Below are 25585 nucleotides of genomic sequence, written 5' to 3'. Positions count from 1 at the left end.
ATAAACTAGAGCTAAAATCACTTCGCTGACGTTGTTATTTTGATAAGCGTCCCAGATAAAGAAGCCAATTCCGACAATACCGGACATGACGATTTCGGCGGCGATAATCGCTAACCAAGCTAAACCGATCGCAATTCTCAAGCCGGTAAAGATGTAGGGTAATGCCGCCGGAATCAAAATATTAGTGAAATATTCTTTGCGGCTAAGTTGCAGAACTTTGGCGACGTTGTTGTAATCTTGGGGAATTTGGGTAACACCGACAGCAGTGTTAATTAAGATGGGCCAAATGGCGGTGATGAAGATTACGAATAAGGCTGCGGGTTCGTTTTGTCGTAAAGCTGCTAAAGAAATGGGAACCCAAGCTAGAGGTGGTACTGTCCGCAGTAGTTGAAAGATGGGGTCTAATGCTTTGGACATGGTTTTATTCACCCCAATCAAAATGCCCAAGCCAATACCAACGATCGCAGCTAGGGTATAACTGATAGCAACCCGTTGCAAACTAGCGAGAATCTGCCAAAATAGACCTTTATCAATGCCACCTCGGTCATAAAATGGCCAGAGAATCAAAACCCAAGTGTCTTGGATAACCTGTATTGGCCCTGGTAATGTGGCTCCCGGAGTCCAGGCGAATAATTGCCAGAGAATCAGGAAAATTGCGATCGCGATCGTTGGTGGTATAAGATCGGGAAATTGCTTTTTCAGGCTGGATATAAAGCCATTACTCAATCTAGGGTTTGCAGGGCGTTTTTGGGCGAGTGTCATGATGCTGTGTTCTCCTCAAATTTTATTTGTTATTTGTCATTTGCAATATCTCTAGACGCGATGAATCGCGTCTCTACAAGAGAGGAATTGCATCTCTATTTTTTGATTTTGAGACTCTTCAAATATTCTTCTGGCTTTTCGGGGTCAAATTTGATGCCATCAAAAAACTCTTCTACACCACGGGATGTATTTGTAGGAATATCAGCAGTAGCGATGCCAGCTTCTTTGGCAGCTTCTTTCCAAATATCTTCGCGGTTGACTTTGTTGATAAGTTCCTTAGCTTTAGCAGCATTATTGTCTAGGTAATCTTTTGGCAAGAATCCCCAACGAACATTTTCAGTGATGAACCACAAATCATGACTCTTGTAGGGATAGGAAACACTACCTTTTTCATCTTTCCAGTAGTAAGCAGCCATTGATTTATCATCAATCTTGCGACCATCACCCATGTCATATTTGCCTTGGTATGGATCTGCTAATATTTCCGGTGAAGAAAGATTGAAATAATTACGTCCAGCGAGAATTTGAGCCGCTTCTTTGCGGTTGTCAAAATTATCTAACCACTGTTGGGCTTCCATAATTCCTTTTAAAATTGCTTTGGTAGCCTTGGGATTTTTATCAACCCAGTCGCCTCTCATGGCAAGGTATTCTTCAGGATGATTCTTCCAAATTTCTGCGGTTAATGCTGCTACGTAGCCGATTTTGTCTTGCACCAAGCGATAAGGCCAAGGATCGCCTGTACTAAAGGCATCCATTGTTCCTGTTTTCATGTTGGCTACAGTTTGCGCCGCTGGTACTGTGAGCAATTTGACATCTGCATCTGGGTCTAAGCCACCTGCTGCTAACCAGTAGCGAATCCATAAATCTTGGTTGACGTGGGGAAAGGTGAATGCAGCAGTGAAGGGGGTTGAGGATTTTAATTCGGTAAATAGGGACTTAGCGCCAGCGAGTTGTAAGCTAATACCTTTGCCTTGGTGCTTGCTGGCGATCGCAATTCCATTTCCATGTGTAATTAATTGACATAATACATACATGGGGATTTTTTGATTGCCCTTGGTAATTAAACCTTCTGAAATTAAATGTGGCATTGGCATCTGCCATTGACCGCCATCTATCCCACCACCGGCAGAACCAATTTCTACGTTGTCTCTAGCTGCACCCCAAGAAGCTTGTTTGGAAAGGTCAACATTAGTCATCCCATACTTTGCAAAAAAGCCTTTTTCTTTAGCAATAATTAAAGGAGCCGCTTCTACAATGGGAATATATCCTAACTTGACTGTAGTAGTTTCTGGTGTTTGTTCAGGGCTAATATTAGCAACCGTTTGAGCAGTTGGCTGTGCTTGAGTGCTTCCACCAGTTAGGTTTTCAGGAGGATTACCCAAACAGCCTTTGAGGAATACAGCACCCGCAGATGCTCCGGCTGTGAAGATGAATTTGCGGCGAGAAATTTGATTAAAAAATTCTGTCATAAATATCTCCTGAAAATGTAAATGTTATTTTTATAGCTATGACAATTTAGGCAAAAAACCTTATGTTTCTTGCATTATTAATGATTAATCAAGCTATATTTGACCAAGCGATCGCAGCCATTTCATCAATGAAATAGCTAGCTATATAAAAACTCGGTTAAATTATTGGCTCTGCTTTTCTAGTGTGATGCAGAGGTGTCATTCACCTTGTTGAAATCAGTTTACAGCCTTTGAAGCCGAAATTGTTAACTTGGAGTCGGGATTATTAAACAAATATTAGATTGGATGTATAAGGAAAAATTTATCTATTTTCCTTAACTATAGGAATAATTTTTAATATATCAACTATTATTTATGAAGACTATTGTGTTTACTTTATGATTGACTATCTTCACTTCTTTTGTAACTTAAATTTTAGTAGTAATTTGTCATCTATAAGTTTTTATTTATCACAGCTATTATGTTATCTCTATAATTTAGGAATCGTACTGCGATGAGAGCGAGATGGTAAGGCTGGGAAAGCTGTAGACCTAAGTAAACACCCCAAATAGGTGTATTTCTTATCCAGCGATCGCAACTATCTGCCATTTCCAACACCACGAAGAAACCCCGTCTCTTTAAGCAGCTGCCGTAGCTCTTTGTGACGAAGTTTCGTATCCTTGTTGTTGTTTTCCCACATATCAGAAAAGAAGTCTTGCATCAGCGCAATGATACTGCGGTACTTGACGATGCTGGCAACATAAAAATTATCTAACTTCATGACTCCATCAGCATGTATCTGCTCAATGTTGTCGAGTAATATAGAGCGCAGTTCATAAGGTTTTAAGCCTTCTTTTATGCCATATTTTTCCATAATCCGGCGTTTATCGTTCTCCGAACACAAATCATATGGCGCTCGAATCAGATGACCAAGATTCCGCAGAACTTCTCCGTAGTCATAAAATCTGTTCTGCTTAAAAAAAGACTCTTCATCTTTCGTCAACGTAAAACTCTTATCAAGTACCAAACCAAAATCGGTCAAATATGTCCGCTTACCGTCGGTGAGGATATTGCGAAAATGTGCGTCAAAGTGGATGATTCCCTTCGTTCTCAAAAAGGTAATCGTCGTGCGTAAGTCATTTAGGGGTTTTTGAAGTTTGTTGGGGTTTTCCCGCAGCCATGTTTCCAGAACATGGGGTATGTACTCTAGAAACAGAACCAACTCATAGTTGGCGATCGCTCTATCTAACATATAATTGCCGGCGTTGGTACTATTGCCCCAGTACTCCACATAACTTTTTAGACGCGATCGATCAACATCCGCCCGCCGCCCGGAGAAAGGAATAATCCGATAATGGTACATCAGTGGGAAAGTGGCAATTACGCCCGACAATACCCAGTTGGTTGTCTTGATATGGGTAACAAGTTCCCGAAAGACTCCAAAACCAGTGGAACCGAAGCCGTAATTACAGTAAGTCGGCAGATTGTAGAGGTTTCTGGTGGAGAACAGGTTGTCATATTCGATGTTTGTAACCGGAACACGTTTCACAAAGACCTTAGATTCCCCAAGGACGATGGTGTGATTCATTCCCCAACCCGTACTCGACTCATGCGACTCACTATTGTCAAATAGAGAACGCAATTGTGCATTATCCAACTGAGCGATTTGTGAACTGAGCTTGAAGTACCTCTTCCTTCTAAGTTCTATATGCTTCTTAGGCATTTTCACCCGTCCAGCTACAGTATGAGAAACTTTAAAACTATTCTGATACCAATTCAATTAATGATTGCAACACATCCTTGGCTCAAGACGCGATGAATCGCGTCTCTACAAGGCAAACAATGGGAGTAGTTTACGTAGTGTATTCGGCGTTAATCTTCACGTAGTCGTAACTCAAATCACAACCCCAAGCTTTACCCACACCATAACCATTGCCAACGTTAACGGAGATTAACACCGTATCCTGTTGCAGATAAGCACCCGCCGCTGCTTTTTTCAAATAAGCACTTGCTGCTGCACGGTCAAATTGCAGAGGTTGTCCATTTTCTAACATTAAGAAATCCCCTAGCTTAATTTGCAGGTTTTCTTGCTCAAATGCTACACCTGCACGTCCGGCGGCGGCGGCGATGCGTCCCCAATTTGGATCGCGGCCAAAGATTGCAGATTTAACTAAGGATGAACCGGCGATGGTTTTGGCTATTTGTCGGGCTGAGAGTTCATCATGAGCGCCAGTCACTTCCACTTCAATGAGACAAGTTGCACCTTCACCATCACGAGCGATCGCTTTGGCTAAATGCTGGCAAACTGCTGTTAACATCGCCTCTAATTTCTCTGCTTCTGCACCCCATTCTATAATTGCTGGGGTGCGAGATTGACCGTTTGCCAAGGCAATTAAGCTGTCGTTGGTGCTGGTATCACCATCCACAGTGATGGAATTAAAGCTTCTATCAGCTGCTCTTGCTAACATCTGTTGCCAAAGGTGAGGCGAAACCACAGCATCACAAGTCACAAATGCCAGCATGGTTGCCATGTTGGGGTGAATCATGCCGGAACCTTTGGCAATGCCGCCAATTCGTACTGGGCGATCGCCTATAGTTGTCTCTAGGGCAATGGATTTAGTTACCAAGTCTGTAGTGATAATCGCTCCGGCGGCGGCATCTGAGCCTGTTTCTGATAGTGCTGCTACTACCTTGGGAATCCCGCTTCGCAAAGCATCCATCTTAATTCTTTGACCAATCACACCAGTGGAAGCTAATAATATAGATTCAGATGGAATGTTTAATGCTTGACCTACTGCCAGAGCAGATTCTAAGGTATCAAGGTAGCCTTGAGTCCCTGTAGCGGCGTTTGCTTGTCCAGCGTTGCAGAGGATGGCACGAGCGCTTTGTTTGGCTTGCAAGCGTTGGCGACAATATTCTACGCAGGCAGCTTTCACTTGACTAGTGGTGAATACACCCGCTGCGATCGCTTCTGCTTCTGAGAAGATCAAAGCTAAATCTGGTAACCCCGAAGGTTTCAACCCTGCGGTAATTCCCGCCGCTTGATACCCCCTTGGTGCTGTGATACCACCTGTTATTTCTTGCCAATCTGCCATTATTTTTCCTTATAACTATTAGGTTAAATATGTCAATTTGTGCTTAAAAAAGTTCTGAGGGCTGAGTTAGGAGTCAGGAGTTATTAGTTTTTCCATACTTCCTCTGCTTCCCAGTCTCCAGTCTCTTTTATTTGCTGATGGCAATAATAATGCACTAATTGACGATTGGCATAATTGTTTTTATCTTTCGTCATAAGAAAGGTAAAAGTAAAAAAAGGAGAGTTACTGAGGTCGCTCTCTAGATTATCAAGGTGCATCTACTTATTGCACTCTCTCATTTATCGAACAGAATAAAGGCGTGAGTCGTCAGAATGGGCTAAACCTTAGCTATCCGCTAAGGTTTAGCCCATTCTGACTTCTGAATTCTTCTTCAACTTCTAAGGTTTAATACTTATTAATTGAGATTATTAAAAATAATCTTATGAGATTATCCCTAAATATTAGAAAAATAAAATAAAAAAGAGAGCCACTTAGGCAGCTCTCCAGATCATCAGGGTGCATCTACTTACCACAGCATATCATTTCAAGTATGCGGGTTGTCACCATCTTTTATATGAAGATTTTGTAAAGAAGCACCGAGAAAATACTTACTTGGGAATTGGGTACAGGTGAAAAACCTACTGCAACTCCCCCATACACTCCTCATCCAGCAATGTTCTGTCTTATTAGTTACGATGGGTGAATAAGTTCGTAGTAAGGACTTTAGTCCTAGATTTTTAAGCACTGAAGTGCTTACTACAAACTCATCATATTTAACTCAGTTTGGGGGTTTAAGTCCCCTGGATTTACAGGCACAACGTTTTGATGCCTAAGCTAAATCCCCGGACGCTCTCTACGAGACGCTAAAAGCGAACGCAGACTCGCTAACGCAAAACGTAATTACGAATTATGTTAGCGACGCAGGAGCGTCATTACGAATTACGAATTCCGCCTTGCGGTACTAAGCGTTCAGTTTCTTCTCGACCAATTCGTTAGTCAGCTTAGGATCAGCACGTTTACCTGTCTTTTTCAGAACTTGTCCAACAAAGAAGCCTTTGAGGTTGGTGTTACCGTTGCGATACTTTTCTAGTTCTTTGGGATTGGCGGCTATAACTTCATCAATGATGGGTTCTAGTACACTAGGATCGGTGATTAACTCTTGACCTGCAAAGGCTTTCTCAGGAGAAACACCACTGAGCAAATCTGGCAGCTTTTCTTTAGCTTGAGCATTACTAATTTTGCCTGTTTCAATGCGAGTGATGATATCTGCTAAATTGATGGGAGTCAGGGCGATTTCAGTAATATTAAGTTTTTGCTTATTGAGGTAGGCTGCAATATCTTGAGTAATCCAGTTAGCAGCAGCTTTGGGATTTGCTCCAGCTGCGATCGCAGTTTCAAAATATTCGGTTACTGGACGATCTTCTGTCAATACTCGCGCATCATAAACTGAAAGCCCTAACTCATTTTCATAATGATGGCGTTTTTGGGCTGGTAATTCTGGTAATTCACTACGCCATTGCTCTAATTGGGCATTTGTCACCTCAATTGGTGCTAAATCTGGTTCTGGGAAGTAGCGATAATCGCTAGAACCTTCCTTTACCCGCATACTACTTGTGCGTTGAGCGCCTTCTTCCCACAGCCGAGTTTCTTGGATGATGCGCTCCCCTGCTTCGATTGCGGCGATTTGGCGCTCAATTTCGTAATCAATCGCCCGTTGGATGGCGCTGAAGGAGTTCATGTTTTTAATTTCTACCTTAGTGCCAAACTCCTTTCGTCCGACTGGACGCACAGAAATATTGACATCGCAACGCAGAGATCCTTCTTGCATATTGCCGTCACTCACACCGAGATAGCGGACAATCCGACGCAATTCTTCAGCATATTCAGCAGCTTCTAGCCCAGAACGCAAATCCGGCTCTGAGACGATTTCGACTAATGGTATACCTGCGCGATTGTAGTCTACTAAAGAATAGGAAGAACCAGAAAGGCGATCGCTACCTGCGTGTACCAATTTCCCAGCATCTTCTTCCATGTGCAGACGGGTGATTCCAATGCGTTTGCGAGTTGGATTCCCCTCAGCATCTACCAACTCAATTTCTAACCAACCGTGTTCTGCGATCGGTAAATCGTATTGAGAAATTTGGTAATTTTTGGGTAAATCAGGATAAAAATACTGTTTTCGGTCAAACTTGCTATATTTAGCGATTTGACAATTCAGTGCCAAACCAGCTTTAACGGCGTATTCTAATACTTTTTCATTGAGTACAGGTAAAACCCCAGGCAAACCCATGCAAACCGGGTCAATGTTAGTATTGGGGTCAGCACCGAATGCCGTAGAGCTATTAGAAAAAATCTTGGTGTTAGTACTTAGCTGACAATGGGTTTCTAGACCAATAATCGCTTCATACTCAGTTTTTACAGTCGTAGCAGTCGTCATAATATCACTATTTCAGCATAATCCTTCTTAGGGTACTATTGTAGCGGCGTATTGAGTTGCGCTGAAGACGGTTATTTGGGTGAGTAATGCTTACCCTGTTGAGCTTGAAAAAGAAGGTGCAAACCTAAAGTGAAGAAAATCTTGATTATTGGTTCTGGGGGTGCTGGCAAATCTACCCTAGCCCGCGAATTGGGAACCATTTTAGGCTTAGAAGTCATTCACTTGGATGTTTGGTACTGGAATCCTGGTTGGGTTGAGACTCCAAAAACTAAATGGCAAAGTATTATCCAAGACCTAACCTTGCGAGAATCTTGGATTATGGATGGTAACTATGGTGGTACTCTCGACATTCGTTTGTCGGTTGCAGACACGGTAATTTTTTTAGATTTTCCCCGGCTTTTATGTTTGTCGCGAGTGATTAAACGTCGCTTGATGTATGCTGGGAAATCCAGACCTGATATGGCATCAGATTGTCCTGAAAGATTGAATTGGGAATTTCTTAAATATATATGGTCATACCCAATTATTCGTCGTCCTGGAATTCTAGAAAAACTTAGTCAAGTAACACCAAACCGACAAGTTATTATTCTCCGCAAATCCGCAGAAGTCAGAGATTTTTTGCAAAATATTTCCCGCCATTAAAATTTACTAAATTGATAGACAAGTATGAAAGATTTGATTGCTTCCCTTATTCGTCGTTATTTAGGACTTACGCATTAACAGAAAATACCAAATATGGATTCTTTGAAAAAGCACGTCTGTCGTAGGGGTTTAGCACTGCTAAACCCCTACAGATGACCATCGAAGAACGATTAATAAAAGGCTGAAACGACCCATTTCTATAAATACACGCAAATTAAAAAATGCCTGGGAGTGTTGCCGTGTTTCCACCCCAGGCATTTTTTATTCTTAACTTGCTCCTCACACACAAATAGAGGATATCACTACTTCTATCAAATAGCAAGTATATTGAGTGACACATCTAAAATCGTACAAACAATCTAATTTCTGACAAATTAAAAAGCGCTTGGGAGTGTTGCCGTGTTTCCACCCCAGGCGCTTTTTATTTTTAACTTGCTCCTCACACACGATTAAAATATATCACCACTCCTATAAAAGAGCAAGTATATTGTGTGACACTTTCAAAACCGCACACTTGAGGGTCAATGATTTAGTGTAAAAAGTGACGTACACCAGTTAAAACCATCAGTAAACCTAGTTCGTTAGCAGCTTTGATTGAATCTTTATCGCGCAAACTTCCTCCTGGTTGGACGATGGCTGTAATTCCTGCGGCTGCGGCTGTTTTCACCGAATCATCGAAGGGGAAGAATCCATCGCTAGCTAGAGTTGCACCTTTGGCTTTTTCCCCGGCTTGTTCTAGGGCAATTTTAACTGAGCCGACACGGTTCATTTGACCAGCACCTACTCCTAGTGTAGTGCGATCGCTTGTCACAACAATGGCATTGGATTTAACGTGTTTGCAAACTTTCCACGCAAACAGCAATTCGGCTAATTCGCTGTCGGTGGGTTGACGTTCAGTGACTACTTGCCATTGACTGGTGTCAGCAATTATATCATCGCTAGTTTGGACAAGGAAACCACCTGCGATCGCTTTTACTGTATCCTTGGGGCCACTGCTCAAATCAGCTAGAGTCAAAACCCGCACGTTAGATTTTTTGCCAAGGATTTCTTGCGCTTCGGCATCACAACTTGGTGCAACCACACATTCCAAAAATGTTTTGGTTAATTCGCTGGCTGTCGCCGCATCAATTGGACGGTTGAGTGCGACAATTCCACCAAAAGCAGAAGTAGAATCAGCATTGAAAGCTTTTTGGTACGCTTCGGAAATAGTACTTCCCAGTGCAGTGCCACAGGGATTTGTATGTTTGATAATCGTTACGGCTGGGGTATCAGTGAATTCAGCAATAATTCGGCGTGCGGCTTCTAAATCAACCAAGTTATTGTAACTAAGTTCTTTGCCTTGGAGTTTGGTCGCGGCTGCCCATCCCGTTGGAGTAGTACCAGTTTGATACCAGGTGGCGGGTTGATGGGGATTCTCGCCGTAACGCAGAGATTGCAATTGTGTACCGTTGAGGGTGTACTGCTGTGCTTCTGCGAGATAAGATGCGATCGCTTGATCATAACTAGCAGTGTGCGAAAATCCTTTTAAAGCTGCCTTTTGGCGAAACTCTAGGGATGCTTCGCCGTTATTTTGGCGCAATTCCTGCAAATACTCGTCATACTGTGCTGGATCGCATAATACAGCGAGATGGGCGAAGTTTTTCGATGATGCCCGTAGCATAGCCGGGCCACCGATATCAATTTGCTCAACAGCTTCTAATAATGTTACCCCTGGTTTAGCGATCGTTTCCTCAAAAGGATATAAATTCACCACCACTAAATCAATCGGGCGAATTTGGTTATTTTCTAAATCTGTAATATCTTCGGGAAAATCGCGCCGTGCCAAAATCCCACCATGAATTCTGGGATGCAGCGTTTTGACTCGACCACCTAAAATTTCTGGAGAACCTGTGTAATCTGCAACTTTGGTGACAGGGAGTCCCGCATCTTTGAGGGCTTGGGCTGTTCCCCCACTGCTGATTAAATCAAAGTCGAATTCTTCAACCAAGCTACGGGCTAGGTCAATTATACCAGTTTTGTTAGATACACTCAGCAGGGCTAGACGCGCCATTGATCAATTCCTTAAAAGTAGGCTAGAAGCGAAGGATCTCAAGTTTTGCATAAGCCTTGCTTCACTTCAAGACCATAAGGATTGAAGGAGACAGGAGGAAAACTGCCTCCTGCCCCAATACTTGTCGGTTAAGGGGGAAAGGGGAAGGGGGAAAGGGAAATTAAAAACCTTTAACCCAAACCCAGTAACCCTTTCCCAAAACCAAACTTTGGGTTCAAAATGCTTAACCGAGTAAGCTAATAGTCATTCATTTTTCCAGAATGATTCGCTTGTAGTAAGGGCTTCAGCCCTGCTTTTATGCAACTTAAATGCCGATTAGCTTAGTATTGCCTCCTGCCCTCTGCCTTCCTTGATAATATTGACTCGTGTAATTTATATCCTTATACCAATTTGAAAAAAGAATGCGACAAATAGACCATTTGTAGAGACGCGACTCATCGCGTCTTTACCCAAGGATGTGTTGCTGTCGAAAATACTGGAAATAGCTAAAAATTAGGCGTTGATTTAACCAACAGGTACAGCAACATTATTTAGGATAGGCTGACGGGTTTTGAGGTCAAATTTGAATCCATGTGGCAAGATATGAAGCTTTGCTCCACAAATTGCCAAAGACTCATCCTTCAAAATTTCGCCCATATTGTTGTATGTAGCTTCTGATTCATCAACAATCGTAACCGCACCTGCACCAATCACTTCAATTTGGTGATCTGTCACTACCATAGCGGTATTTTCGTCAATACCAAATCCCAAAACAGCAGGTTCTAGTATTAAAGCTGAAATTAAGCGTCCCAAGCGTCCCCGCTGAGAAAAATGCTGGTCAATTACTACCCCTGGTAAAAATCCCATACCTGGGCCCATTTCAACAGTTTCCATCCGAGGATGTGTCTGTGAATCACCTTCCACAATCATTTTATCTGGCATCACAGCAGCACCCGCACTTGTGCCTGCGATAACTATACCTTCAGAGAAACGTTTGTGAATCGCCACATCGATTTCGGTGTCTTTGAGGATGCTGGTAATTCGAGCTTGGTCTCCCCCTGTAAAAAATACCCCAGTTGCTTTACTAATTGCTTCCAATGCGGTAGATGAAGATGCATCTTCGCGGGTTTCTGTATCAATAATGCGAGTATTTTCGGCTCCCAGGCGTTCAAACACTCTGATATAGTTTTCTCCCACTTCTCTTGGTAGTTCCGTTGCTGCTGTCAGAATTACAATGTGCGCCTTTGTACCCCCAGCACGTCGTACAAAATCCCGCAAAATTACGGAATCGCCATCTCTATCTTCGGCTCCCCCAATAATTACCAACTGCCGTTTGATATTACTTTCCATTATTGATGACTCCTGATTTGAGTTAGTAAATTTCACTAAACCATGACAATTAAAACTATCAAACCATCCTTATGGTAGATTGCTTGATAGAAGTAGGATTAACATTTGCGAATCAAAATTAGACCAAAAGATTTTCCGAAAAATTACCTAAATTTTCACTTACTAAATAAAATCTACAACGTCAACTGCCTCTAGAGTTATTTTCTAGAGGCGTTGTTAGCTATACTGCTAAGTGTTGATTGGAGATTTATCGTGCGATTGTGAGTAATTTGGTATTAACTCTAAATGGCAATTCCTAATGAATCCGACTTCTGTAAAGTAAGTTAGTTAAGAAAAAACGCGCTTGTTCTAGTGGTAGATGTCTGGGTTTGCCTTGGTAGACAATTTGATACTCATTCATATCTGCCCCATCTCCATGTCCAGAGATCAGCTTTTGGTGAAAAGCTTCCTCAGCAAGTTCTCGAATTTCATCTCTTAGAGCAGCTTGTGTGCTATTCATACCTTTGCTGTCTTTTTGATACCTCACTATTTATACAAATTCTTGGGTGAGGTTGCACCCTTCAAAAGTTATAGCTTTGATTACTCGTCAGGATGAATTGACTGTTGTTGATTCCCGGCTGAGGAATGGAGATTGAATTATGCCTTAAGATAGTTAAAAATACTTAACAATAGAGTTAGGGTGGGTTCTGATTAGCTTAATTGCAAAGCCATCACTCTCCAAAATAAATGTGAATCAATCTACAATCAATAAGTCTGAGAAACCAGAACTCAGAATTGAAATTTCAGGGTGTTTAGCCAAAGGTTCGTAATCAATGGTTCTACAAAAAAGCAGTGATTTAGTCCGCATTAATGCTAGAAGAACGGATGTATTCGATATTTTCAACTTCAAGCATTATTTAGGACCTAACCCTTATTTAAATATAGGGTCGCTAGTATTTGATTTTGCTCTAGTTGACTCTAGAGAGCCTTTGCCCATTGAAGATTATATTGCCAGCATTGGCGATCGCTATCCAAAACTGCGCGATCAAACTTACGAATCCCATGCCCATTTATTTGCCCAAGTTGTGTCCGAAGTCGGAAAACTGGACATGGATTTACACCTTAACCACTGGAGTGTTAAGCCATATCCAAATCTGACACGGATTAGCATCCAATCACTACATGAACGCACAAGCAGAGAAGTAGTTTATTTTGTTTGGGATTGGTTTGAAGCTATTACCCAAGACGAAAAATTCGCCTTTGATGGAGAACTAATAAGGCTACAAGATAGATTTCGCGCATCTGTCTACGGTGGTCCTACAGTTTACGCCCTATTGCGAACAGCCTCCGAGAAAGGTATTCCTGCCTTTTATTTGTGGGAAGAAGGATTAATGCAATACGGCTGGGGAAAAAAACACGTCCGGGGGGTAGCAACAACATTTAACTGTGATAGCCATCTAGATTCGGAGTTTACCACCCGCAAAGATGACTGTAAGGCATTTTTGAAAACCTTGGGTTTCCCAGTGCCTAAAGGTGATATTGTCTTTTCCGAGAAGGAAGCCTTGGCGGTAGCAAGAGAAATTGGCTACCCAGTAGCAGTTAAGCCAGTGGTAGGTCATAAAGGAATTGGCGTCACGGCTGACATACAAGACTCAAAAGAACTGGTAGCTGCTTACAATAGAGCAGTGGCAGCCATTCCCGAAGATCAGCTAACCCGAATAATTGTTGAGAAAAGCATCTCAGGATCAGATTTTCGCTTGTTGTGTGTCAATGGCCGATTCGTCGCCGCCACAGAACGCCGTCCAGCATCGGTTGTCGGTGATGGGTATTTAACTCTTGCAGAGTTAATTCGCGAAGAAAATCGCAAACCTGCACGTTTAGATACGCCAACCTCACCAATGAGTAAAATTCAGATTGATGAAGCGATGGAACTCTATCTAGACGAACAGCGCTTATCATTAGACAGCGTGATTGAGAAAGGACGCACTGTTTACTTGCGGAAAGTTGCAAATCTTTCAGCCGGAGGTGTAAGCATCGATGCAACCCCGACAGTTCATGATGATAATATTATTCTGGCGCAAGATATTGCCCAACATTTTCAATTGACTTGCCTGGGGATTGATGTCATTACCAAAAGTCTTGCAGAATCTTGGAAATCCAGTAATTTTGCCATCCTGGAAATAAACGCTGCACCAGGCGTTTTAATGCATCTTAAACCTTCTGTTGGTGAAAGCGTTGATGTGCCTTCTCATATTTTAGAAACCTTTTTTGAGTCTGGTACAGATGCGAGGATACCGATTATTACCTTCAATAAAATCTCTGTTGAAGAACTGCAAGCGACAATTGACCATATCCTTTTGCAACATCCCGATTGGACAATAGGTGCTGTTTGTCGTGATGCAGTTTTTGTGAATCGCTCGAAAAAAGTATTAAGCAAAGATTACAACACCAATGTCCAAACTTTGCTGCGCCATCCCAAACTTGATTTGCTGATTGCTGAGTATGCAGAAGACATTTTAGAAGAAGAGGGGATGTTTTACCAGAGTAGTAATATGGTAGTTTTGGATAATCCTACCGAAATTGAAATGATTTTGGTGCGGGATGTTTTCGATGGTTCAACTGTGGTGATTAGAAAAGGTAATGATATTTCTATTCGTCGCAAAGGGTTGATTGAAGATTATACTCTGGGTGAAGATGAGCCATTTACGCGGGTTTATTTGAAAGAAACCGGGACGATTTTGTGAGTTAAGTGAATAGGTGATTGGGGAACTCGGGGCCCCCTCTGGGGATTAGGGGCAATGGGGACTGGGGACTGGGTAACTAGGATCAGTTTACTCCCGATTCAAATCTTTAAGTGTACCCAATCCCCCGGATTTCTCACCACACTTCTTAAAGCCTGCGCTTGTGCAGGGAAAAAGTAATAAGTAATAAGTAATAAGTAATAAGTAATGAGTAGAATTTATTACTTCTTACTCATTACTCATTACTCATTACTTCTCCTCTGCTCCATCAAACGCCTTAAGCTTGTGAGAAATGCGGGAATCCCCAATTCCCTGTTAAAGCTTTCAAAGGTGGAGAGAGAGAAAAGAGCGCGTGGAGTCAGTTAAACTAAAGAAGAAATTGCTTAATAAGTTTTAATAATTCTGTTATGAGTACTGACTCACCTGTTAAGTCTCCCGAAAAACCTGAATCCACATTCGGGAAACGCCTGAGAAACTTCTTAATTGTAATGGTAGCGATCGCACTTAGCGTTTCCCTCGTCTTAGGATTGCGAACTGAAACAACCTCGGCAACTCTAGCTAAGTTAAGCGAGACTTCCACACCGTTAGAAGTAGCAATCAGCAACGGCAAACCATCTCTAGTAGAGTTTTATGCTGATTGGTGTACTGTCTGCCAAAAAATGGCCCCAGATATCACTCAACTAGAAACCGAGTATGCTGGCAAGATGAATTTTGTCATGCTAAATGTGGATAATACCAAGTGGCTGCCAGAAATGCTGAGATATCGGGTGGATGGGATTCCCCATTTTGTATTTTTGAGTCAGCAAGGAGAAACCATAGCCCAAGCCATAGGCGATCAACCCCGGACAATTATGGCAAGCAATTTAGAAGCTTTGGTTACTGGTTCGTCTCTTCCTTATGCTCAAGCTAGCGGCAAAGTTTCCAAGTTTTCAGCCCCAGTCGCACCAACGACTAATCAAGATGACCCCCGTAGTCATGGCAGCCAGGTGGTAAATTAGCAAAAACAACAGTAAAAATGAAATTCACACAGGAAGACTTATACTTAATGCGATCGCTGACAAAATTTCACTTTTAAGCCATCACGAGGACGAGAGAACGGTAGTAAAACCCTCTCAAGATTTTGTCCAGGGAGCAGTTCCCATTCATAGTCACGGATTAACATAGCTGCAAACAACTTCATTTCCAGTCTGGCAAACTCTTTACCTAAACATTCTCGGATACCACCACCAAAGGGTATGTGGCTAAAGATTTTTTTGTCCTCAGCCCGTTCAGGAGCAAAGCGCTGCGGGTCGAAACGTTCAGGCTCAGTATAAACATTCTGATCTTGATGAGTCTCCGGGATTTGGTAATGTACATTCCAGCCCTTGGGAATTAAGTATCCACCAAATTCGCACGCCTCAATCACCTCCCTAGATCCACTGCGAACTACTGGAGGGGTGAGCCGTAGAACTTCTTTGAGAACTTGCTCTAGGTAGGTCATTCGCTTGAGGTTTTCTTGAGTAAGGGGTTCTATGAACCCTAACTGCTCTTGTTCTGCACGGGCAGCTTTTAACACTTCTGGATGCTGGGCTAGCAGCAAACATAAGGAAGTCAGTGCTGAAGTCAAGGTTTCATGTCCAGCGACTAGCAATGCCAAAACGTTATCCTTCACTTCCTCTAAACTCAAACAATTTCCCTCCCCGTCTCGCGCTTGCAACAAAATTCCTAAGACATCTTGATTTAAGGAAGGATTTTGCTGGCGTTGGTAGATCATCTCATCAATCCTGGCAAGAAGTTGTTCACGAGCGTGTACTGCGCGATCAAACTTACTCCCAGGTAATCGAATCGGAACTGATAACAATCCTTCTCCCCAAGTTTCATAGACTTTTTCTAAGTTCTCGTCCGAGGCTGTATCAACTCCCACTAACAGCTTACAGGCAACATCAAGGGTGTATTTTTTCAGTTCAGAATACCAGGTCATTGTACCCAAGCGTTCCCATTTATGCAGATAGCTGCGGGTTATTTTCTCCATTATGGAGACATATCCTGCTAAAGCTCTGGGCTGGAAAGCTTGTGACAACTGCTTACGCAGATTTTGGTGAGGGATGCCAGTTTTCATCCCAATAGAACCTGCTCCCAATAACACCTCAAAACTTAAAGGGTTAGTCATGGCCAATATCTGACCCTCGTTAGTGAACAGAAAACGGCTGGCTTCTGCCCCAATCAGGACAATTGTCTTCTGACCCAATAAATGAGTTTTGAAGATTGTTCCATGTCTCTGCTGTCGCTGCTCAATAAAACGTCCTGGATCGCGCAAATAGCTCATTGTTTCGCCAATGATAGGTAAGCCCAAGTTACCAGGGGGTAATGGGAGGCGCTCTTTAGAGAAAGTTGTCATTTTTATTGTGGGAAAAAAGGTATTATTTTAGTTACGGAACAGTATCGTAAATTTATAAGAGTATGTCAATCGGTAAGATTTCATGAGTGAATCTGTCAAAAACTCGCCCGGACGACCTCGGAGTGTCCTATCACATCAAGCCATCCTCAAAGCGGCCTTGGATTTGTTAGCGGAAGTTGGATATGAACGCATGAGTATTGAAGCGATCGCAGCGCGTGCTGGGGTAGGGAAACCTACCATCTATAGGCGTTATAGTTCTAAAGAAGAACTCGTAGCAGATGCTATTGAAAGTTTAAGAGAAGAAATATCAATACCGGATACTGGTAGTCTTTGGAGTGATCTCGATCTCATCATTGAGAGTGCCGCCAGAACTACCCTTACTCCCTTGGGTCGTCAGATTAAAGCCTTGATCCTCAGCACCGCTTCGAGTAGTCCACAGTTTGCCCAGGTCTACTGGGCAAAATACCTACAACCGCGACGCCAAGCCTTCCGAGTCGTGATCGAGCGTGCAAAAACAAGAAACGAAATCCAGACTGACACAGACAGCGATTTAATCTTCGACTTGATGAGTGGGGCAATGCTCTACGCTCAAATCTTTCCTCCCGCCTCTGAGCCTTGGGAGGCACATATTCGACGTGCTTTGAAGCTTTTCCTGAAAAGCAATTTCCCTACCTAATCCCCAGTCCCCTGTCCCCTGTCCCCTGTCCCCTGTCCCCTGTCCCCTGTCCCCTGTCCCCTGTCCCCTGTCCCCTTCATGTAAGAGATTGCCGCTTGAGACGCTTATGAGCATACATTAATTCGTCAGAGCTAGCGATTAATTGTTCCAGTGACATATTGCTTTCTGGTGAGTAACGCTCTATCCCCATACTCATTGAAAGTTCATAGCTACGGTTTTCCTGTTGATTAAAGTTGGCAATATTTGCTTGCAGATACACTTGGATGCTATCAGCGTCCTTAAAGTAGCTGGAGATGAAAACAATGAACTCATCTCCACCTAAGCGGGCAACAATATCCGAGTTCCGAAAACTTTGCTTGAGTAATTGACCAGCATCAGTAATCAAGGCATCTCCTATATCGTGACCAAGGGTGTCGTTAATCTGTTTTAGCCCATCTAAATCAATGAAGATCACCCAGCAGAATGCTTTCGTGTGGTGAGCAATTTTTAACTCTTGTTCAGCCATCAAGAAGAAACCACGTCGGTTATGCAAACCGGTTAATTCATCAGTCAGCGATGCTTGTTTGCGGTTGCGAACTTCCTGAATAAGTTCCATCTGAGCGATCGCCTGACGGCTTAAGCGACGCAGTGCATCTAACTGCTGGTAACTTAGATGATGAGGAATGGTATCTAAAACACACAATGTGCCGATTGAAAGACCATTGGGCGTAATTAGAGGGACACCAGCATAAAAACGAATTTTGGGATTACCTTTGACTAGGGGATTGTTATTAAAGCGATCGTCATGAATGGCGTTCGGAACCACTAATATATTTTCTGGTTGAAGAATGGCATGGGAGCAAAAAGACCCATCTCTAGGTGTTTCGCTCACTTTTAGTCCAACCTTAGATTTAAACCATTGGCGATCGCTATCAACTAAGCTAATTAAAGCAATTGGAGTCTTACAAATGTAGGCAGCAAGAGCAGTTATATCATCAAATGCTTCTTCAGGCAGGGTATCCAGTATATTGTATTCCGCCAGTGCTTTGAGCCTTTCTGCTTCATTGTCAGGTAAAGGAACACCTTGGGTTTTCACAGATAAGTGTCTGAGCCTTAGCCAGAAAATTCTGGGACGCTGGAAATTTTGCAACAACTGTAAGATTACCTCTCCAGCAGCAAGGCTGCGTGACATAAACATCTCTGCAACGACAATCAACATTCTGTTGAATATACAGAAATATTGTATTATATGATGTTCTTCATGCCTTTGGTTTGCTCTATTGTTCATGTCACCCTGGCTTTCACTGTGCAAAATCCCTGAATATGTAAATGCTTACAAGGTCTTTTGCCCAAAGCCAGCTTGAAAATAATTAATTATAGCTAAAAATTATCAAAACTTATTATATCATCAGGCTTCCTTCGTCAAAACTTGATAATTTTGATACCGCTAATTTGTATAGATACACGGAAGTTGTGAGGGTCGGCTTTCAACTCCTGCAACTTCTCTTTCTGGTCTTTATAATCCTTCTCGATCATCTCTGCGTAGACACGCAGAGATAGGCTCAAGAATAGTTACAGCAGAAGTTCTAATTTATGCAGAATTTTTCTCTATGACCAAACCAAGTTGTTTGAAAAGTTGCCTCTGCGACTAGAAGTCGCGGCTACACAATACAAAACCCGCCTACGCGGGTTATAAAACTCGATTTTCTGCTAGGTGGACTTAGAGACGCGATAAATCGCCGTCTCTACAAGTGTTTTGGTCTTATCTGAACTGTATTGAATTATATTCGCCCAAAACTTTTCAAACATCCTCTAAATAAACTTTGCTGCTAAATCTCTAAACACGGTGGAATAATTTTCTTCTCCCTAGAGCAATTTCCAGTATTACATCAGGCTTGAATTACTCTTTATACGACTCTAAAACCCCACTGCGAATCATGAGTTGTGGCCAAAAAAACACAAAAAATACCATCCACGTTACTACAGGGATAGAGACGAGAACTGTTAGCCAGATAGTTTTAAATAGTAACCAGCTACTACTAATCAGTATTACAGTTGTGAGAACTATAGACCAGGGCTGACACCACCAAGGTTTGTAGTTCCAAGGACTTATGGGTTTTTGTTCAGTCATTAGTTTTATTTAGTAAAACTCCAAATATTCCTTTAATAATTATGAATTACTTTGACAGATTAAATTTTGTCGTACTCTATTTTTCCATAGTCAAGTTTGATAATTCGGTCTGCTAAATGAAAATAGTGATCGTCATGGCTAATCACTAACACTGTTTTGCCCCGCGATCGCAGTTCTGGCAAAAGTTGAGTGTAGAATATTTCCTTGAATACTGGATCTTGATCGGCTGCCCATTCATCAAATAGATAAATTGGTCGATCTTCCAAGTAAGCTGTGAGTAAAGCTAGTCTTTTCCGTTGTCCTTGAGAAAGTGCTGTGGTAGAAAGTTGTCCATTTTCAACTTTCACCTTATGGTCTAGTTGCAGTTGTTGTAAATATTTTGTCGCTTGAGCATCCAAGTGAGAATTTTTTAATCCTAAAAGTTCTTCAAATAAATAAAAGTCGGAAAATACCACAGAAAAATGCTGGCGATACCATTCTCGATTTTGTTCGCTAATTAGCTCCTCACCGAAGATAATCTCGCCGTTCTCAGGGATGTAAAGTCCAGTAATTAGTTTCGCTAAGGTAGATTTTCCGCTACCATTCCCGCCAACAATAAATACCAATTCTTGAGGATATAGTGTTAGGTCGATGGGGCCAAAGATAAAGCTATTATCTTCTTGATCTGTGTAGTAAGTGTGGGTAACACTTTTAAATTTTAAGCTATGCCAGTCAGATTTCAGGGCAGGTGGAACAGTGGATATTTCAGTTCGACTAGCTAGAGATAAACCCAGAGATTCGATTTTTTGAAAGGCAATACTGGCTTTACTTAATAGGGGAAGTTTGCTGATGATGTTATCCATTGGTAACACCAAGTAAGTGAAGGTCAAAATATAACCAGAAAGAGTTTCGGCATTGATGGTAAGCAGATTCGGCAGCGCAAACAGTACAAAACCAAGGGCAAAAAAGAATATGAGTTGACCCCAGCTTGAAGTCATGGCAAAAAGAGTTAGACCGTTAACGTTGTGATGACGGAACTCGCTAGCAGTTGATTGCAGTTTTTCTTCTAAAAAGTCTTGACGCCGCCTGTAATTCAGCTTGAGTTCCTTGACTCCTTCGGTAATGGTGCGAAAATGTTTAAACAGCTGATCTTCATCTTCACGAGCTAGGGCCAGCAATTTTCCTCCTCTGTTGAGTAGCCACTGACAACTAGCGATCGCAACTACTGAAATCCCACAAACCATTAACAATACTAACCAAGAGAGCCAAGTTATATACGCGACACAACCCAAGACGATCGCTAAATTAATAAAGATGAAAGGCATCTGATAAACAGCATTGGCAACTGCCTGAATATCTTCTGTGAGAGTTGCCAATAATCGAGGATTCCCCAAGCGTTCTAGGTGACTCAACTCGGAAGCGAGAATCTGGCGACTTAAACGCATCCGTAATTGCAAAACTGCACTCTGAGAAAGGCGAATCAGCATCACTTGAGAAATGATACTGGTAATCAGTGCAACTATTGCCAGTCCCGCAAAACCCCAAATTATCGATGTGAGGCGGGAAGTACTACCGCTACTAGCAGCACGGCTAATTAAGGCAATCAAACCAGCACTACTACCGCCACTCAAGAATCCAGTAGCGATCGCGATCGCTACCATTCCCCACGAAGAACGCAAAAGAAAATAAATCAAATTCATGATATTGGCTTGCCAACAAACTCAGTTCGCCCTTCTATGGGAAATTTTATATTTTACAGTTAAAAACCTCTGAAAGATCACGGTAAGCTAGTTTGCATTACAGCTGATTATGTCAATAAACTGTCAAATTACCTGCTCAGTTTTCCAGGGTGAAATTTGCAATGACTGTGAATCTAAAGTCTTTAGAGAACCCAATTCATGTTGCGGCCGATTCCAAAACCGCTTCTATCACTCAAAGAACCCGCTACATTCCTTCGCACCATCGACGCATTCTGTGTATCTTTCCTAAATACAGCCGTTCCTTTGGTACTTTTCATCACGCCTACCCACTCATGGGCAATGTCCGGGCTTTTATGCCACCCCAAGGTATTTTAATTGTGGCTGCCTACTTACCTCAAGAATGGGAAGTGCGGTTTATTGATGAGAATGTCAAATCAGCAACGAGGGCTGATTACCAATGGTGTGATGTGGTGATTGTGAGTGGAATGCATATCCAAAAACCACAGATTAATCAAATTAATGAACTTGCCCATCGAGCCGGGAAAATTACAGTTGTGGGTGGCCCTTCGGTATCTGGGTGTCCAGAATATTATCCTGAATTTGACATTTTACATTTGGGTGAATTGGGAGATGCTAGCGATCGCATGATCGAATATCTAGACCAAAACTCTCAACGTCCCCCGCAACAAATTCGCTTTGAAACTAAGGAACGTTTACCCTTAACAGAGTTTCCCACCCCAGCTTATCATTTGCTGAATATCAATGATTATTTCCTAGCAAATGTCCAGTTTTCTAGTGGTTGCCCTTATCGTTGTGAGTTTTGTGATATTCCCGAACTCTATGGCAACAGTCCCCGGATGAAAACACCAGAGCAAGTAGTCGCGGAGTTAGATGCAATGCGACAATCTGGCAATTTGGGGGCAGTGTATTTTGTCGATGATAACTTTGTTGGCGATCGCCGCGCCGCCATGAAGTTGCTTCCTCACCTGATTGACTGGCAAAAACGCAATGGCTACCCCATCCAGTTTGCCTGTGAAGCAACGCTCAACCTAGCTCAAAGTCCAAAACTGCTGGAAATGATGCGCGAAGCTTATTTCTGCACAATCTTTTGCGGCATTGAAACACCTGAAGCAAATGCTCTCCATGCTATTTCCAAAGACCAAAATCTGAGTATGCCAATCTTAAAAGCAATTCAGGTTTTAAATAGCTATGGCATGGAAGTAGTATCAGGAATCATCATCGGATTAGATACAGATACACCAGAAACAGCAGACCGAATTATCGAATTTATTCGGGCATCCCAAATTCCCATGTTGACAATTAACTTAATTCATGCTTTACCAAGAACTCCTTTATGGCGGAGATTAGAAGCAGAAGGACGACTTGTCTTTGATGAAAGCCGTGAATCAAATGTGGAGTTTTTAATGCCTTATGAGCAAGTTGTTGAGATGTGGCGGCGCTGCATCACAACTGCTTATGAGCCAGAATTTTTATATCAGCGGTTTGCCTACAATATGGAACACACCTATCCAAACCGCATCGAAGTTCCTAACAGCCCGTCTCGAACTTCTAGGGCTAATATTCGCAAAGGTTTAACTTATTTAGCTAATATTTTGCTGCGGATAGGCATATTTAGTAATTATCGTCAGACTTTCTGGAAAATGGCCAAGCCAGCACTAAAAGCAGGTAATATTGAAAACTTGATTCACGTTGGACTTGTCGGACATCATCTGATTAAGTTTGCCCAAGATTGTGCCAAGAATCAAGAATCGGCTTCGTTTTATTCCCAAAAAATTCTCACTAAAGTTCGTAGCTAACTGTCATTGACAAGGGACTGGGGACTGGGGACTGGGGATTAGGGACTGGGAAAACTTGGAAAGTGATTCAGACCTCAACCAAGTTTTGTTCGCGACACGTTGATTATTCTAGTCTGAGACTGGGAATTTAGGGAGGCTCTGACCGCCTCCTGTCTACTTGACACTCACCGACCTAAAGGTTCGGTGATTCTTGGTTCAGCGAGTCCACTTAAACTAGACCCCTTGCGTTATCTAGCACAGAGGTGGTTCTCTCCCCAATTTTAAGCCAAAGCAACTGCTGGTTGTTGCCAGCGTCCCACTGCCTTACCAATCACTGCTAATTCTTGCATCAAGTTGTCAAAACGGTCTGGTGTGACAGATTGGGGGCCGTCGGATAAAGCTTTGGCAGGATTGGGGTGTACCTCTATCATCAGGGAATCTGTGCCAGCTGCGATCGCAGCCATTGCCATTGAAGGTACAAACTCAGACCAACCGACGCCGTGGCTGGGGTCAATCATGATTGGTAGGTGAGTCAGCTTTCGCAACACTGGTACTACTGATATATCCAGCGTATTTCGCGTATACTGGCGGTCAAAGGTGCGTATTCCCCTTTCACACAAAATCACATTGGGATTGCCAGATGCCAAAATATACTCGGCTGCCATTAACCAATCTTCAATAGTAGCCGCCATTCCTCGCTTCAATAGAACTGGTTTCGGCTGCGCTCCCACTTTTTTGAGCAAGGAGAAATTCTGCATATTCCTTGCCCCCACCTGGATTACGTCAGCAACTTCTGCTATTTTATCCAGGTCGGCGGCATCCATTACTTCTGTAATAATACCTAGTCCGCTGACTTCCCGCGCCTTCGCTAACAAATCCAAAGCACTCTCGCCGTGTCCTTGGAAGGCGTAAGGTGAAGTCCGGGGTTTGTATGCCCCGCCGCGCAAGAACTTGGCTCCAGCCGTCTTGACGCGTCGCGCTGTTTCCACAATCATCTCTTCATTTTCTACCGAACAAGGCCCAGCAACGACTACTAAAGGATGGTGTTCACCAAATACCACCGCTCCATTAGGAGTATTAACCACTACTTCTGAAGCTTCACCGTGGCGATACTGGCGGCTAGCTCGTTTATAAGGCTGCTCTACCCGTAACACCTGCTCAATCCAGGGGCTAAGTTCCTGAATTTGGAGTGGATCTAAGTTGGCGGTTTCACCGACTAGACCAATAACTACTTTGTGTTGACCAACAATTTTTTCTGGAGTTAGCCCCCAGCTAGTTAGTTCCTCATCAATGCGGTTTATTTCCGCCTCTGGGGAACCACTTTTCATTACTATAATCATGTGAAAGTTCCTGATTAATTGAGTAAAATTTTCTGTAAATGGGCTAACTTTATTGTTGCTTATCAGCCTAATTACGAGTAGTTCAAAATAAAACTTATTTACAAAATAAATAGACAAAACATAGCGCTCAGTCAGTAGTTTTACTACTAAATAACTGCATGTAGGGTATAAAAAGTATTATATAAAATTTAATTAGCAATGTTGAAGTTATAAAATTTCAACTTCAACATTCACTTCTTTATTTACCCAATACCGCAGTTATGTAATACCTGAGCGCCGTTTATTATGAGTTTTTTTGCCGAGTTTCACGCCAAGCTGCCACCATTCGTCCCCAATTGGTGTTGAACTCACCCAAACCCAGCAAACTTCCATCTTTTTCTTCATCCCAAGAGGCAGAGAGAACGCCATAAGTTATCCCTAAGACCCCCAAACCAAATAATCCCATGTTCACCAGTAGCACGGCGATGGGAGGTAGTCGGATGTCGGAGTAGATAGCAAGCAGATAGCTAACAACCAAGGCGCTAATGCCCAAAGCTGTTGGTACACCACAAAACCCAGCTACGCGTCTGATCATGCGTTCGCTGACTACTTGGGGAATTGCCATCTCTTGTTTGGTGTAAGGCACCTTTCTCTCAGCCTGTTTGACGGATTCTTGTGGCTGTGCTGCTGGTTTACTTTGAGCTTTTGCGGGTTTTTGGCGCTTTTTGTTTGGTTCAAAGGGCAAGCGACTGCGTTCAGATTCTTCAGCAGACATAAGCGGTAGTCCTATCCACGAATACCAAGGCGAGCAATCAAAGCTTGATATTTTTCGCGGCTTTCCTGCGATATATAAGCTAGAAGACGCTTGCGCTGACCAATTAGCTTTAACAGTCCCCGCCGGGAAGAATGGTCTTTTTTATTTGCCTGGAGATGTTCGCTGAGGCGGTTAATCCGCTCAGTGAGCATGGCTACTTGGACATCGGCCGAGCCAGTGTCGGTTTCGTGAACTTGGTAATTGGAAATTATTTCTTGTTTCCGCAGTTGCGTCAGGGCCATGATCGATTCAGTTTCTAGTTTTTCTAAATGTATGTAGCAGTCTCCCATAATATCACAGCCCTCAAGCTGGATGTGGAATGACCTTATATAGCTTAATATCTGTACTTTTT

Annotated in this window: 20 protein-coding genes; 5 read left to right on the top strand and 15 right to left on the bottom strand. The window is 42.7% G+C overall.

The features are described from left to right. From ntrB to gatB, 5 genes are all read right to left on the bottom strand, one after another. On the bottom strand, positions 1-762 hold a 762-nt coding region (gene ntrB / locus RRG12_RS29550; protein ID WP_420761638.1), incomplete at its 3' end, for a nitrate ABC transporter permease. 95 nt (positions 763-857) lie between these two features. Then, entirely contained in the window at positions 858-2231 is a 1374-nt protein-coding gene (locus RRG12_RS29545; protein ID WP_420761637.1) for a CmpA/NrtA family ABC transporter substrate-binding protein, read from the bottom strand. Between the two features lie 577 nt (positions 2232-2808). Further along, positions 2809-3933 carry a hypothetical protein gene (locus tag RRG12_RS29540; RefSeq protein ID WP_420761636.1) on the bottom strand — a complete coding sequence of 375 codons (1125 nt, stop codon included), beginning with the start codon at positions 3931-3933 and terminating at the stop codon, positions 2809-2811. A 130-nt stretch (positions 3934-4063) separates the two neighbouring features. After that, positions 4064-5305, bottom strand: coding sequence for a bifunctional ornithine acetyltransferase/N-acetylglutamate synthase (gene argJ, locus RRG12_RS29535; RefSeq protein ID WP_420761635.1), 1242 nt, complete (start codon positions 5303-5305; stop codon positions 4064-4066). 940 nt (positions 5306-6245) lie between these two features. Next, positions 6246-7721 carry an Asp-tRNA(Asn)/Glu-tRNA(Gln) amidotransferase subunit GatB gene (gene gatB / locus RRG12_RS29530; RefSeq protein WP_069073997.1) on the bottom strand — a complete coding sequence of 492 codons (1476 nt, stop codon included), beginning with the start codon at positions 7719-7721 and terminating at the stop codon, positions 6246-6248. 129 nt (positions 7722-7850) lie between these two features. Here gatB and RRG12_RS29525 point away from each other — a divergent pair, with 129 nt between their 5' ends. Further along, positions 7851-8363, top strand: a complete 513-nt coding sequence (locus tag RRG12_RS29525; protein WP_420761634.1) for a DNA topology modulation protein — start codon at positions 7851-7853, stop codon at positions 8361-8363. A gap of 529 nt (positions 8364-8892) precedes the next feature. On the opposite strand, the gene purH is transcribed toward RRG12_RS29525, so the two are convergent. The 3 genes from purH to RRG12_RS29510 form a co-directional block, all read right to left on the bottom strand. Then, positions 8893-10413: a bifunctional phosphoribosylaminoimidazolecarboxamide formyltransferase/IMP cyclohydrolase gene (purH, locus tag RRG12_RS29520; protein ID WP_420761633.1), complete on the bottom strand. Its 1521-nt coding sequence runs from the start codon at positions 10411-10413 to the stop codon at positions 8893-8895. Positions 10414-10917: 504 nt separating this feature from the next. After that, complete coding sequence (locus tag RRG12_RS29515) at positions 10918-11742, bottom strand: cyanophycinase (protein WP_420761632.1); 825 nt, start codon at positions 11740-11742, stop codon at positions 10918-10920. A 295-nt stretch (positions 11743-12037) separates the two neighbouring features. After that, entirely contained in the window at positions 12038-12241 is a 204-nt protein-coding gene (locus RRG12_RS29510) for a hypothetical protein (protein WP_069074004.1), read from the bottom strand. A gap of 313 nt (positions 12242-12554) precedes the next feature. Between RRG12_RS29510 and RRG12_RS29505 the strand changes: the two genes are divergently transcribed. Together RRG12_RS29505 and RRG12_RS29500 are read left to right on the top strand one after the other, a co-directional pair. After that, positions 12555-14465: an acetate--CoA ligase family protein gene (locus RRG12_RS29505; RefSeq protein WP_420761631.1), complete on the top strand. Its 1911-nt coding sequence runs from the start codon at positions 12555-12557 to the stop codon at positions 14463-14465. 404 nt (positions 14466-14869) lie between these two features. Next, entirely contained in the window at positions 14870-15460 is a 591-nt protein-coding gene (locus RRG12_RS29500; protein WP_420761630.1) for a thioredoxin family protein, read from the top strand. 44 nt (positions 15461-15504) lie between these two features. Here the strand turns inward: RRG12_RS29500 and RRG12_RS29495 are convergent, their stop codons facing one another. Then, a complete protein-coding gene (locus RRG12_RS29495; RefSeq protein WP_420761629.1) occupies positions 15505-16839 on the bottom strand; it encodes a cytochrome P450 in 1335 nt (444 codons plus the stop codon). Between the two features lie 82 nt (positions 16840-16921). Here RRG12_RS29495 and RRG12_RS29490 point away from each other — a divergent pair, with 82 nt between their 5' ends. Then, positions 16922-17515 (top strand): TetR/AcrR family transcriptional regulator, encoded by a 594-nt coding sequence (locus RRG12_RS29490; RefSeq protein ID WP_420761628.1) that lies wholly within the window; start codon positions 16922-16924, stop codon positions 17513-17515. Positions 17516-17591: 76 nt separating this feature from the next. Here RRG12_RS29490 and RRG12_RS29485 read toward each other — a convergent pair whose 3' ends face one another. The 3 genes from RRG12_RS29485 to RRG12_RS29475 all read right to left on the bottom strand — a co-directional run bounded on the left by RRG12_RS29485 (position 17592) and on the right by RRG12_RS29475 (position 21304). Then, positions 17592-18686 carry a sensor domain-containing diguanylate cyclase gene (locus tag RRG12_RS29485; RefSeq protein WP_420761627.1) on the bottom strand — a complete coding sequence of 365 codons (1095 nt, stop codon included), beginning with the start codon at positions 18684-18686 and terminating at the stop codon, positions 17592-17594. 708 nt (positions 18687-19394) lie between these two features. After that, positions 19395-19625: a DUF6737 family protein gene (locus RRG12_RS29480; RefSeq protein WP_084227358.1), complete on the bottom strand. Its 231-nt coding sequence runs from the start codon at positions 19623-19625 to the stop codon at positions 19395-19397. A gap of 59 nt (positions 19626-19684) precedes the next feature. Next, positions 19685-21304 (bottom strand): cyclic peptide export ABC transporter, encoded by a 1620-nt coding sequence (locus RRG12_RS29475; RefSeq protein ID WP_420761626.1) that lies wholly within the window; start codon positions 21302-21304, stop codon positions 19685-19687. 161 nt (positions 21305-21465) lie between these two features. On the opposite strand from RRG12_RS29475, the gene RRG12_RS29470 reads away from it, so the two are divergent. Next, a complete protein-coding gene (locus RRG12_RS29470; protein WP_420761625.1) occupies positions 21466-23121 on the top strand; it encodes a B12-binding domain-containing radical SAM protein in 1656 nt (551 codons plus the stop codon). A gap of 260 nt (positions 23122-23381) precedes the next feature. On the opposite strand, the gene aroF is transcribed toward RRG12_RS29470, so the two are convergent. The 3 genes from aroF to rpsO all read right to left on the bottom strand — a co-directional run bounded on the left by aroF (position 23382) and on the right by rpsO (position 25475). Then, complete coding sequence (gene aroF / locus RRG12_RS29465; protein WP_069074009.1) at positions 23382-24440, bottom strand: 3-deoxy-7-phosphoheptulonate synthase; 1059 nt, start codon at positions 24438-24440, stop codon at positions 23382-23384. Between the two features lie 283 nt (positions 24441-24723). Next, complete coding sequence (locus RRG12_RS29460; RefSeq protein ID WP_069074010.1) at positions 24724-25194, bottom strand: PAM68 family protein; 471 nt, start codon at positions 25192-25194, stop codon at positions 24724-24726. An 11-nt stretch (positions 25195-25205) separates the two neighbouring features. Next, positions 25206-25475 (bottom strand): 30S ribosomal protein S15, encoded by a 270-nt coding sequence (gene rpsO / locus RRG12_RS29455; protein ID WP_041565894.1) that lies wholly within the window; start codon positions 25473-25475, stop codon positions 25206-25208. Positions 25476-25585: the final 110 nt, after the last annotated feature.

This window comes from Nostoc sp. CALU 546 (genome assembly GCF_048836525.1).
Note: the sequence above shows the minus strand (reverse complement) of the source record. Positions and strands in the feature narration are given on the sequence as shown.

Coding starts and splice junctions, on each gene's coding strand:
- RRG12_RS29510 (WP_069074004.1), bottom strand. CDS start 12,241: ATGAATAGCACACAAGCTGCTCTAAGAGATGAAATTCGAGAACTTGCT.
- RRG12_RS29495 (WP_420761629.1), bottom strand. CDS start 16,839: ATGACAACTTTCTCTAAAGAGCGCCTCCCATTACCCCCTGGTAACTTG.
- RRG12_RS29545 (WP_420761637.1), bottom strand. CDS start 2,231: ATGACAGAATTTTTTAATCAAATTTCTCGCCGCAAATTCATCTTCACA.
- RRG12_RS29480 (WP_084227358.1), bottom strand. CDS start 19,625: ATGACTGAACAAAAACCCATAAGTCCTTGGAACTACAAACCTTGGTGG.
- aroF (WP_069074009.1), bottom strand. CDS start 24,440: ATGATTATAGTAATGAAAAGTGGTTCCCCAGAGGCGGAAATAAACCGC.
- RRG12_RS29505 (WP_420761631.1), top strand. CDS start 12,555: ATGGTTCTACAAAAAAGCAGTGATTTAGTCCGCATTAATGCTAGAAGA.
- RRG12_RS29485 (WP_420761627.1), bottom strand. CDS start 18,686: ATGTCACGCAGCCTTGCTGCTGGAGAGGTAATCTTACAGTTGTTGCAA.
- RRG12_RS29515 (WP_420761632.1), bottom strand. CDS start 11,742: ATGGAAAGTAATATCAAACGGCAGTTGGTAATTATTGGGGGAGCCGAA.
- RRG12_RS29470 (WP_420761625.1), top strand. CDS start 21,466: ATGACTGTGAATCTAAAGTCTTTAGAGAACCCAATTCATGTTGCGGCC.
- RRG12_RS29460 (WP_069074010.1), bottom strand. CDS start 25,194: ATGTCTGCTGAAGAATCTGAACGCAGTCGCTTGCCCTTTGAACCAAAC.
- rpsO (WP_041565894.1), bottom strand. CDS start 25,475: ATGGCCCTGACGCAACTGCGGAAACAAGAAATAATTTCCAATTACCAA.
- RRG12_RS29500 (WP_420761630.1), top strand. CDS start 14,870: ATGAGTACTGACTCACCTGTTAAGTCTCCCGAAAAACCTGAATCCACA.
- gatB (WP_069073997.1), bottom strand. CDS start 7,721: ATGACGACTGCTACGACTGTAAAAACTGAGTATGAAGCGATTATTGGT.
- RRG12_RS29540 (WP_420761636.1), bottom strand. CDS start 3,933: ATGCCTAAGAAGCATATAGAACTTAGAAGGAAGAGGTACTTCAAGCTC.
- purH (WP_420761633.1), bottom strand. CDS start 10,413: ATGGCGCGTCTAGCCCTGCTGAGTGTATCTAACAAAACTGGTATAATT.
- RRG12_RS29490 (WP_420761628.1), top strand. CDS start 16,922: ATGAGTGAATCTGTCAAAAACTCGCCCGGACGACCTCGGAGTGTCCTA.
- RRG12_RS29475 (WP_420761626.1), bottom strand. CDS start 21,304: ATGAATTTGATTTATTTTCTTTTGCGTTCTTCGTGGGGAATGGTAGCG.
- argJ (WP_420761635.1), bottom strand. CDS start 5,305: ATGGCAGATTGGCAAGAAATAACAGGTGGTATCACAGCACCAAGGGGG.